This is a genomic window from Klebsiella sp. KTE92, assembly GCF_000398905.1.
Classification (GTDB): domain Bacteria; phylum Pseudomonadota; class Gammaproteobacteria; order Enterobacterales; family Enterobacteriaceae; genus Klebsiella; species Klebsiella variicola.
In genome coordinates this window covers 4,801,479-4,811,476 of the sequence record NZ_KB976100.1, presented here as the reverse complement: position 1 = coordinate 4,811,476, position 9,998 = coordinate 4,801,479, and the positions used below count along the sequence as shown (strand labels likewise).

Genomic DNA, 9,998 nt, shown 5'->3' with positions numbered 1-9,998 from the left:
GTGTCTGGTGGGTAGTTTGACTGGGGCGGTCTCCTCCCAAAGAGTAACGGAGGAGCACGAAGGTTAGCTAATCCTGGTCGGACATCAGGAGGTTAGTGCAATGGCATAAGCTAGCTTGACTGCGAGCGTGACGGCGCGAGCAGGTGCGAAAGCAGGTCATAGTGATCCGGTGGTTCTGAATGGAAGGGCCATCGCTCAACGGATAAAAGGTACTCCGGGGATAACAGGCTGATACCGCCCAAGAGTTCATATCGACGGCGGTGTTTGGCACCTCGATGTCGGCTCATCACATCCTGGGGCTGAAGTAGGTCCCAAGGGTATGGCTGTTCGCCATTTAAAGTGGTACGCGAGCTGGGTTTAGAACGTCGTGAGACAGTTCGGTCCCTATCTGCCGTGGGCGCTGGAGAATTGAGGGGGGCTGCTCCTAGTACGAGAGGACCGGAGTGGACGCATCACTGGTGTTCGGGTTGTCATGCCAATGGCACTGCCCGGTAGCTAAATGCGGAAGAGATAAGTGCTGAAAGCATCTAAGCACGAAACTTGCCCCGAGATGAGTTCTCCCTGAGACTATAAGTCTCCTGAAGGAACGTTGAAGACGACGACGTTGATAGGCCGGGTGTGTAAGCGCAGCGATGCGTTGAGCTAACCGGTACTAATGAACCGTGAGGCTTAACCTTACAACGCCGAAGCTGTTTTGGCGGAATTGAGAGAAGATTTTCAGCTCTGATACAGATTACTCGATGCGTCCGTGAGACGTGTTGAAAACAGAATTTGCCTGGCGGCGATAGCGCGGTGGTCCCACCTGACCCCATGCCGAACTCAGAAGTGAAACGCCGTAGCGCCGATGGTAGTGTGGGGTCTCCCCATGTGAGAGTAGGGAACTGCCAGGCATCAAATTTAGCGTGCTGATATGGCTCAGTTGGTAGAGCGCACCCTTGGTAAGGGTGAGGTCCCCAGTTCGACTCTGGGTATCAGCACCACTTTTTAGGTTAAAGTTCGGCACGTTGTAAAGAATTTGCCTGGCGACAATAGCGCGGCGGTCCCACCTGACCCCATGCCGAACTCAGAAGTGAAACGTCGTAGCGCCGATGGTAGTGTGGGGTCTCCCCATGTGAGAGTAGGGAATCGCCAGGCATCAAATAAAACAAAAGGCCCAGTCGAAAGACTGGGCCTTTTGTTTTTGTTATATCTGTTGTTTGCCGATGAGCGCTCTCCGGAGCAGGACAAATCCGCCGGGAGCGGATTTGAACGTTGCGCAGCAACGGCCGGAGGGTAGCGGGCAGGACGCCCGCCATCATTCCCAGGCATCAAATAAAACGAAAGGCTCAGCGGAAGACCGGGCTTTTTTGTTTTTTGCGGCCAGACGCGCCGCCAGCTCCCCCGGTGGCGCTGCGCTTACCGGGGCTACAGACCCCGTAGCCCGGAAAAGGTGCGCAGCACCGCCTCTGGGGAAAGCAGCGGTCATATCAACGTAAATGAAAGGCCCAGTCGTGTGACTGGGCCTTTTGTCTTTCTGGCGACTGAGCCGAAGGGAACGCCTCCAGGCTGAGCATTTGTGGAGCGGAGTTGCTAACGAGTCAGCGCGACGATCCCTAACGTGAGGCCGGCTACCGCGGCGGCCCCCCCGGCGATCGCACCTGCGGTGTCCCAGTTGTCTTCTGTTGTGCCTTTCATACAGGTATTGGTGTGGACTAAGCGGCCTTGCGAGTCATAAACCGGCACGCAAGGAGAGTCATGGGCACAGCCTGCCAGCAGAGAGGCCAGCAGCGCCACGATTAAATACTTTTTCATGATATTACCTCTGGATAATCCGCAGGGTTGTACTGAGAGCCAGTGCAGAACGGAATGGCTTATTTTATCACCGCGGATTGTCCGGCCCGGATGCCGAAATCATCTCAATTTATGAGCCGCGTAAATATCGTGAAGATAAGCCCGGGAATATGCAGAAAAGATGGAGAGAAAGATTGTGATTCAGCGATGCTGCGTGCGATGGCGGTTGCCAGACTGCGAGGAGTTTAGTTTAGCTGGCGACCAATATTCCATGCAAAAAAAAGCGCCCGGAGGGGGCGCCTTCAAGACATAGCCGAATTATTCAGCGTGCCGGGTAAAGCGTCGCCTAACGACCACGAAGAACACCGGAACAAAGAAGATCGCCAGCAGTGTCGCGGTAAGCATCCCGCCCATCACGCCGGTGCCCACTGCATTCTGAGCCCCGCTACCGGCACCATGGCTAATCACCAGCGGCATAACCCCGAGGATAAAAGCCAGAGATGTCATAAGAATAGGGCGCAGACGCATCCGCGATGCCTCCAGCGTGGCCTCAATGATCCCTTTCCCTTCTTTCTCCATCAGATCCTTGGCGAACTCAACGATCAGGATCGCATTCTTTGCCGACAAACCGATCGTAGTCAAAAGACCGACCTGGAAGTAAACGTCATTATTCAGCCCACGCAGCGTGGCCGCTAACAGCGCGCCAATGACCCCCAGCGGAACCACTAACATGACTGAGAAGGGGATCGACCAGCTCTCATACAGCGCTGCCAGGCACAGGAAGACGACGATCAATGAGATGGCATAAAGTGCAGGCGCCTGGTTGCCGGAGAGCCGTTCCTGGTAAGACATCCCGGTCCAGTCGTAACCGATGCCGCTCGGCAGTTTACTGGCCAGTTGTTCCATCAGCGCCATAGCTTCCCCGGTACTTTTGCCTGGCGAGGCTTCACCGAGGATCTCCATGGATGGCAAACCGTTGTAACGCTCCAGGCGTGGCGAGCCATATATCCAGCGTGAAGTGACAAAGGCGGAGAACGGAACCATTTCGCCGTTGGCGCTACGAACATACATGTTGTTAATGTCGCTCGGCAGCATACGGAAGTGGGCATCAGCCTGGACGTACACTTTCTTCACGCGGCCGCGGTCAATAAAATCATTGACGTAGTAACCGCCCAGCGCGGCGGATATCGTTTCATTGATATCGGAGAGGGATACGCCCAGCGCCTGTGCTTTTTCCTGATCGACATCCAGTTTGAACTGCGGCGTATCTTCCAGCCCATTGGGCCGTACCCGGACCAGCTGATCCGGATGCTGTTTCACCATGCCGAGCAGTTGGTTTCGCGCCTGGGTCAGGGCGGTATGGCCAAGCCCACCCTGGTCGATCAGCTCAAAGTCGAAGCCGGTGGCGGTACCCAGCTCAATAATTGCCGGCATGTTGAACGGGAAAACCATGGCGTCTTTTATCTGGCTGAAGGCCACGGTGGCCCGTTTAATAATCGACTCCACGTTGTTTTCATCACCGCTACGCGCTTCCCAGGGTTTCAGGCTGACAAACGCCATGCCGGAGTTTTGCCCCTGGCCGCTGAAGCTGAAGCCGTTAACGGTAAAGACGCTTTCAACATTGGCCTTCTCGTTATGCAGATAGTAGTCGGTTACGGTATCCAGCACCTTCTGCGTGCGCTCCTGGGTCGCGCCGGAAGGCAGCTGGATCATGGTCAGGAAGACGCCTTGATCCTCGTCGGGCAGAAAGGACGTGGGCAAACGCATGAACAACACGGCCATCCCCACGACTATCACCAGGTAGATCACCAGATAACGGCCTGTTCCACGCAGAATGCCGCTAACGCTGTTGGTATAGTGATTGACGCTCTGGTCAAAGCGGGCGTTAAACCAGCCGAAAAATCCTTTTTTCTCATGGTGTTCGGCTGAGGCTGGCTTCAACAACGTGGCGCAGAGCGCCGGCGTCAGTACCAGCGCAACCAGCACGGAGAGCGCCATGGCGGAGACGATAGTGATCGAAAACTGACGATAAATCGCGCCAGTCGAGCCGCCGAAAAAGGCCATCGGGACGAATACCGCAGAGAGCACCATGGCGATACCCACCAGCGCCCCCTGGATCTGCGACATCGACTTTTCTGTCGCTTCTTTTGGCGAGAGCTTCTCCTCAACCATTACACGTTCGACGTTTTCCACCACCACGATGGCGTCATCGACCAACAGGCCTATCGCCAGCACCATGCCAAACATCGTCAGGGTGTTGATGGAGTAGCCAAACATCGACAGTACCGCAAAGGTACCCAACAGCACGACAGGAACGGCAATCGTCGGAATGAGCGTTGCGCGCATGTTCTGCAGAAACAGATACATGACAAGAAAGACGAGGATAATTGCCTCAAAGAGCGTTTTAACCACTTCGTGGATGGATATTTTGACGAAAGGGGTCGTATCGTACGGATAGACAACCTTCATCCCCTGAGGGAAGTAGGGCTGTAGCTCGGCCAGCTTCGCTTTAATCGCGGTGGCAGTATCCAGCGCGTTGGCGCCGGTCGCAAGCTTAATACCCAGACCAGAGGCGGGTTTACCGTTAATTCTCGCGACGACGTTGTAGTTTTCTCCCCCCAGCTCAATGCGGGCGACGTCTTTCAGATGGACGACCGAACCATCGGCATTGACCCGGAGTGTAACCTTGCCAAACTCCTGCGGATCTTTAAGCCGCGTCTGAGCGATGATCGACGCGTTCAGTTGCTGACCTTTCAGCGCCGGCGTACCGCCCAACTGACCCGCGGCGATCTGATCGTTCTGAACCTTCAGCGCATTGATGACGTCGACCGGCGTGAGGTTGTATTTATTCAGCAAATTGCCGTCCAGCCAGACGCGCATGGCGTACTGCGCGCCGAACAGCTGCACATCGCCCACGCCGTTGAGGCGGCTGATAGGGTCTTTCACGTTGGAGGCGACATAGTCAGAAATATCGTCCTGGGTGGTGGCCGGGTTATCAGAGATAAAGCCGGCAACCAGCAGGAAGCTGCTGCTGGATTTTTCGACGCTAATCCCTTGCTGCTGTACTTCCTGAGGCAGCAGCGGCGTAGCCAACTGCAGTTTGTTTTGCACCTGCACCTGGGCGATATCCGGATCGGTGCCGGACTTAAAGGTGAGCGTAATGGTTACCGAGCCAGCGGAGTCGCTGGTTGACGACATATACATCAGGTTGTCGATACCGTTCATATTCTGTTCGATAACCTGAGTGACCGTATCCTGCACGGTTTGGGCATCCGCACCCGGGTAGGTGGCGGAGATCGCCACCGCAGGGGGCGCAATCGTCGGATACTGCGCTATCGGTAGCTGCAGGATGGCCAGGCCGCCGGCAATCATCATAATGATGGCCAGCACCCAGGCGAAGACCGGTCGATGGATAAAAAACTTAGACATGGCTGAGTATCCTTATTGTGCGGCCGGTGCCGCACGCTCCGCTTCCGCTTTGACGGTGACGCCTGGACGGACTTTCTGTAAGCCGCTGACAATCACTTTATCGCCCGGCTTCAGCCCGCTGGTGATGAGCCATTTATCGCCAACGGCCTGAGTCGCGACCACTTCCCGGGTTTCAACCTGGTTTTTGTCATTCACCAACATCACGGAGGCATCGCCCCGCGGCGTGCGGGTCACTCCCTGCTGCGGCACCAGGATGGCCTGCGGATCGACACCTTCGTCTATGCGAGCACGGACGAACATCCCCGGCAGCAGGGCATGCTGCGGGTTAGGGAAGATAGCGCGTAGCGTGATAGAGCCCGTGCTTTCATCGACAGTGACGTCAGAGAACTGCAGCGACCCTTTAAGCGGATAGGCCTGGCCGTTCTCCATCACCAGCTCAACGCTTTTTGTATCACCGCCGCGCTGCAGGCTTTCCTGCTTAAGGCGCATAAAGTCATTGCTGGACTCCGTCACGTCGACATAGATGGGGTCGAGCTGCTGGACGGTGGCCAGGGCATCCGACTGACCGTTGGTGACCAGCGCGCCCTCGGTGACGCTCGATTTGCCGATGCGCCCGCTTATGGGGGAGGTCACTTTGGTGTAGGCCAGGTTGATACGGGCGGTGTCTACGGCGGCTCTGGTGGCGATGACGTCGGCGTCGGCCTGGCGTGCAGTGGCCACCGCCTGATCGTATTCCTGCTGGCTGATATATTTGGTACCCAGCAGTGGAACGTAGCGTTTCACCGTCAAATGGGCGATGGCGGCTGCGGCTTCGGCCTTGGCCTCATCGCCTTTCGCGCTGTTCCAGGCGGCCTGATAGGTTGCCGGATCGATCTGATAGAGCGACTGACCTGCTTCGACATCACTTCCTTCAACAAAGTTACGCTTCAGGATGATACCGCTCACCTGGGGGCGGACTTCCGCCACGCGAAAAGCAGAGGTGCGGCCTGGCAGTTCGGTGGTGACCGACAACGGCGCACTGTTCACGACATGGACCGTCACCTGCGGCGCCTGTGCATGGGGTTGCGGGTTGCCCGAATTATCGCAGCCGGTAAGCAACAAGGCAGAGATAATTAAACCGGATAAAAGTGTCACTCTGGCGTGAGTTGTCATTGCGGTTCCTTATAGATTACGTGCCAAATTCGGCGGCGAATCTGTGAAAGAAAGAGGGAATCAAAAAGCAGTTTGCCATCCTACAAATAAACGCCATTGGATGTAAGAGATACTTATTTTTAAGCAATCAGCAAGGCACGCAAAAACAAAAAAATGGCCGATCTGTTTTTACTATTTATCTTAATTGTAAAACATAATAAACAGACATTGTTTTAATGAATGAGTTGGCTATTAATATTCATTAAGGTGATTCGTTGGTTTTCTACATCAGAATTAGCTTGTCTGCATTTTTGCTAAATAATATTGTGCACCGAATGTTAGATTAAGGGATCTTCAGAAAAATCTATATTGCCTGTTAATCGGGAACTGAGATCTTATATGGCGAGAAAAACCAAAGAGGAGGCGCTGCGCACGCGGCAGCTCCTGATTGAGTCTGCGATCCAGCAGTTCGCCCTGCGGGGGGTGACCAATACGACCCTGACGGATATCGCTGATGCGGCGGGGGTGACTCGCGGTGCCGTATACTGGCATTTTGCCAGTAAGACCGAGTTGTTTAATGAGATGTGGCAGCAGCAGCCGCCGCTCAGGGATTTGATTCAGCAAAACCTGGCGACAAGGAATGAGCAGGAGCCCTTAAAAGATTTGCGCCAGCGATTTATTGCCGGCCTGCGCTATATTGCTGAGAATCCTCGCCAGCGTGCCCTGATGCAAATCCTTTATCAACGCTGTGAGTTTGCCAGCGATATGTTATCGGAGAGCGAAATTCGCCAACGCATTGGATTTAACTATTCCGTTATTGGCGGCATTCTGCAGCGCTGTGTGCGTAACAATATATTGCCAGCCGAAACAAATATCGACGTGATATTAATTGTTTTACATAGCGCCTTTTCCGGCTTGATTAAAAATTGGCTGCTTGAACCGCAACGCTTCGATCTGTATCAGCAGGCACCTGCGCTGGTGGATAATATTATGGCGGTGGTCTGTGCTGCTCGTTTATCGCAGGAGCCTGTACTGCGGGTAGTGAATCAGTAATGTGTTCTGTCAGCGCAGATAATAAAAAAGGCGCTTCCCCATGCCGAAGAGCGCCTTTTATATCAAGCAAGCAACTGACTAGTATCAGTTCATGCCGTATTTTTTCAGTTTTTTACGCAGTGTACCGCGGTTGATGCCCATCATCAGGGCTGCGCGGGTCTGGTTACCACGGGTGTATTGCATCACCATGTCCAACAGGGGCTGTTCAACTTCAGCCAGTACCAGCTCATACAGGTCATTCACATCCTGACCGTTCAGTTGAGCAAAATAGTTCTTCAGTGCCTGTTTAACCGAGTCACGCAGGGGTTTTTGAGTTACCTGATCCTGAGAGTTAACGGTAGAAACGGTCAGTACGTCAGAATTTACGCGTTGTTCGAACATAGTTCTGTCAGCTCTTTATTTCTATTACGCAAAATTTTCGAAGTATGCCTCCAACGCCTCCAGCTGTTCGCTGGCATCCTCAATGGCGTTGAATGTGCGCCGAAACTGGTCATCTGGAGCATGTTCCTGAAGATACCAGGAGACGTGTTTACGCGCGATTCGGTACCCTTTTGCCTGACCGTAAAAGTCATGCAATTCCCGAACGTGCGCACAAAGCAAGCGCTTAACCTCTGCCAGTGGCAGCGGGGGCAGCAGCTCTCCAGTGTCCAGATAATGCTGGATTTCCCGAAAGATCCAGGGTCTTCCCTGAGCTGCACGGCCTATCATCAGGGCATCAGCCCCTGTATAGTCGAGCACAGCTCTGGCTTTAAGCGGGTCAGTAATGTCACCATTCGCGATAATCGGAATGGAAACTTTCTGCTTAACTGCCCGAATACTGTCGTACTCAGCGTCTCCGTTAAACAAGCAGGCGCGGGTGCGTCCGTGAATAGTCAGAGCCTGAATGCCACACTCTTCGGCCAGTTGGGCAATCTCTACGCAGTTACGGTGTTCCGGTTCCCAACCGGTGCGAATCTTGAGAGTCACAGGAACGTCCACCGCGTTGACGACCGCCGTCAGGATTGACTTCACCTGCTCGGGGTACTGCAAGAGGGCTGAACCTGCAAGCTTGCGATTCACCTTTTTCGCCGGGCATCCCATATTGATATCTATAATCTGGGCGCCACTTTCCACGTTAATCCGCGCGGCTGCAGCCATCTCTTCCGGTACGCTACCGGCGATTTGCACGGTACGAATACCGGGCTCATCAATATGCACCATCCGTAAACGGGACTTGTCGCTCTCCCACACCTGTGGGTTAGAGGACATCATCTCGGAAACGGTTAAACCCGCTCCCATCTCATAGCACAGCGTCCGGAATGGTCTGTCAGTAATGCCAGCCATGGGCGCTGCGATCAGGCGATTTCTGAGCTGGTGGTGTCCGATGCGCATGAGTTAAGAAATGACCATACTGTGACTGCAAGGCGGCGTATATTACGCATTTTTTGCACGAGATGAAAGGCCAAACTTTGAGCAATCCTCTGTTGCAGATCAATGAATCCGGGACTAGCGTAAAAGCGATGAATAAATACTTATATTAATCATTACTTTAATTGATGATGGGTAATTTGTGTCCATTTATAAAATCGTAAAACTTCTCGATTTTTCTTAGATAAACTCGCTGCCTGACGGCATAAAACGCTGTTTTTGTAGCCAAAAAAGTACTCTGTAGTGCGATCTGCCTCTCATTTCCAGGCATTATTTGGTGGCTACTGGAAACAAAAATGCGGCCCGCAGGCCGCATTGTGCTTAGTTTTTCCGGCCGGTGATCCGGCACCACTCCTCTTTCTCCACCACCGGGTCGAGGGTGAAGAGCGGGGCGTAGGCTTCGCAGACGCTTTCCGCCTGGCTTGCCAGAATGCCGGAAAGGCCCAGCAGGCCGCCTGTAACCGGCAGGACGCTGATTAATGGGGCCAGCTCACGTAACGGGCCCGCGAGGATGTTTGCGACCACGACATCGGCTTTCATGGCTTCTGGCTGATCCTGCGGCAGATACAGTTCAAGACGCTCGGAGACGCCGTTACGCTGGGCGTTATCACGGCTGGCCTGGATGGCCTGTGGGTCGATATCAATCCCGATAGCTTTAGCGGCACCCAGTTTCAGGGCGGCGATCGCCAGGATGCCGGAACCGCAGCCAAAATCGATAACGGTTTTGCCCTGCAGGTCGAGACCGTCGAGCCACTGCAGACACATGGCGGTAGTGGGATGAGTGCCGGTACCAAAAGCCAGTCCCGGATCAAGCATCACGTTGACCGCGTTCTCATCGGGGACATCGCGCCAGCTCGGACAAATCCACAGGCGCTCACCGAAACGCATCGGGTGGAAGTTATCCATCCACTCGCGCTCCCAGTCTTTATCTTCCAGCTGTTCAATTTTATGCGCAAAGCCGGCGCCGAGCAGCGGATGCTGCTCCAGTTGGGCAACGACCGCTTTCATATCGGTTTCGGCATCGAACAGGCCGATCACGTCGGTATCGCCCCACAGCCGGGTTTCCCCGGGCAACGGCTCAAATACCGGCGTATCGTGCGTATCCTGGAAGGTGATGGAGACCGATCCGGCCTCCATCAGCGCATCGCTAAGATCTTCTGCGTTCGCGCCGGTAGTATTTAGTTTCAGTTGGATCCATGGCATAGCAA

General features: G+C 54.3%; 7 protein-coding genes, 1 tRNA gene, 2 rRNA genes and 1 other annotated feature (1 of these 11 only partly in view). Of the genes, 4 read left to right on the top strand and 6 right to left on the bottom strand.

From position 1 onward, the window contains the following. Positions 1-677: a sequence feature (mutual gap in cmsearch alignment for this rRNA model is longer than 100), on the top strand; it begins 3,268 nt to the left of the window's first position. 97 nt (positions 678-774) lie between these two features. The 3 genes from rrf (A1WC_RS03020) (at position 775) to rrf (A1WC_RS03030) (ending at position 1,134) form a co-directional block, all read left to right on the top strand. Further along, positions 775-890: ribosomal RNA gene (rrf, locus tag A1WC_RS03020) — 5S ribosomal RNA — on the top strand. A 14-nt stretch (positions 891-904) separates the two neighbouring features. After that, positions 905-980 (top strand) — tRNA-Thr (locus tag A1WC_RS03025). A gap of 38 nt (positions 981-1,018) precedes the next feature. Beyond that, positions 1,019-1,134 (top strand): 5S ribosomal RNA (gene rrf, locus A1WC_RS03030). A 435-nt stretch (positions 1,135-1,569) separates the two neighbouring features. Here rrf (A1WC_RS03030) and A1WC_RS03035 read toward each other — a convergent pair. The 3 genes from A1WC_RS03035 to A1WC_RS03045 all read right to left on the bottom strand — a co-directional run bounded on the left by A1WC_RS03035 (position 1,570) and on the right by A1WC_RS03045 (position 6,351). After that, a complete protein-coding gene (locus A1WC_RS03035; protein ID WP_004206262.1) occupies positions 1,570-1,791 on the bottom strand; it encodes a membrane protein in 222 nt (73 codons plus the stop codon). A gap of 297 nt (positions 1,792-2,088) precedes the next feature. Then, positions 2,089-5,199 carry an efflux RND transporter permease subunit gene (locus tag A1WC_RS03040; protein ID WP_008806703.1) on the bottom strand — a complete coding sequence of 1,037 codons (3,111 nt, stop codon included), beginning with the start codon at positions 5,197-5,199 and terminating at the stop codon, positions 2,089-2,091. Between the two features lie 12 nt (positions 5,200-5,211). Continuing rightward, positions 5,212-6,351 carry an efflux RND transporter periplasmic adaptor subunit gene (locus A1WC_RS03045; protein WP_016161893.1) on the bottom strand — a complete coding sequence of 380 codons (1,140 nt, stop codon included), beginning with the start codon at positions 6,349-6,351 and terminating at the stop codon, positions 5,212-5,214. 378 nt (positions 6,352-6,729) lie between these two features. Here A1WC_RS03045 and envR point away from each other — a divergent pair, with 378 nt between their 5' ends. Continuing rightward, entirely contained in the window at positions 6,730-7,383 is a 654-nt protein-coding gene (envR, locus tag A1WC_RS03050; protein WP_008806701.1) for an acrEF/envCD operon transcriptional regulator, read from the top strand. 84 nt (positions 7,384-7,467) lie between these two features. Here the strand turns inward: envR and fis are convergent, their stop codons facing one another. From fis to prmA, 3 genes are all read right to left on the bottom strand, one after another. Beyond that, positions 7,468-7,764, bottom strand: coding sequence for a DNA-binding transcriptional regulator Fis (gene fis, locus A1WC_RS03055; RefSeq protein WP_000462905.1), 297 nt, complete (start codon positions 7,762-7,764; stop codon positions 7,468-7,470). Between the two features lie 24 nt (positions 7,765-7,788). Beyond that, positions 7,789-8,754 carry a tRNA dihydrouridine synthase DusB gene (gene dusB / locus A1WC_RS03060; protein ID WP_008806700.1) on the bottom strand — a complete coding sequence of 322 codons (966 nt, stop codon included), beginning with the start codon at positions 8,752-8,754 and terminating at the stop codon, positions 7,789-7,791. Positions 8,755-9,111: 357 nt separating this feature from the next. Next, positions 9,112-9,993 (bottom strand): 50S ribosomal protein L11 methyltransferase, encoded by an 882-nt coding sequence (gene prmA / locus A1WC_RS03065; RefSeq protein WP_008806699.1) that lies wholly within the window; start codon positions 9,991-9,993, stop codon positions 9,112-9,114. Positions 9,994-9,998: the final 5 nt, after the last annotated feature.

What these genes read in the sequence shown, in the direction of transcription:
- prmA (WP_008806699.1), bottom strand. Translation starts at nt 9,993, where the DNA reads ATGCCATGGATCCAACTGAAACTAAATACTACCGGCGCGAACGCAGAA.
- dusB (WP_008806700.1), bottom strand. Translation starts at nt 8,754, where the DNA reads ATGCGCATCGGACACCACCAGCTCAGAAATCGCCTGATCGCAGCGCCC.
- A1WC_RS03045 (WP_016161893.1), bottom strand. Translation starts at nt 6,351, where the DNA reads ATGACAACTCACGCCAGAGTGACACTTTTATCCGGTTTAATTATCTCT.
- envR (WP_008806701.1), top strand. Translation starts at nt 6,730, where the DNA reads ATGGCGAGAAAAACCAAAGAGGAGGCGCTGCGCACGCGGCAGCTCCTG.
- A1WC_RS03035 (WP_004206262.1), bottom strand. Translation starts at nt 1,791, where the DNA reads ATGAAAAAGTATTTAATCGTGGCGCTGCTGGCCTCTCTGCTGGCAGGC.
- A1WC_RS03040 (WP_008806703.1), bottom strand. Translation starts at nt 5,199, where the DNA reads ATGTCTAAGTTTTTTATCCATCGACCGGTCTTCGCCTGGGTGCTGGCC.
- fis (WP_000462905.1), bottom strand. Translation starts at nt 7,764, where the DNA reads ATGTTCGAACAACGCGTAAATTCTGACGTACTGACCGTTTCTACCGTT.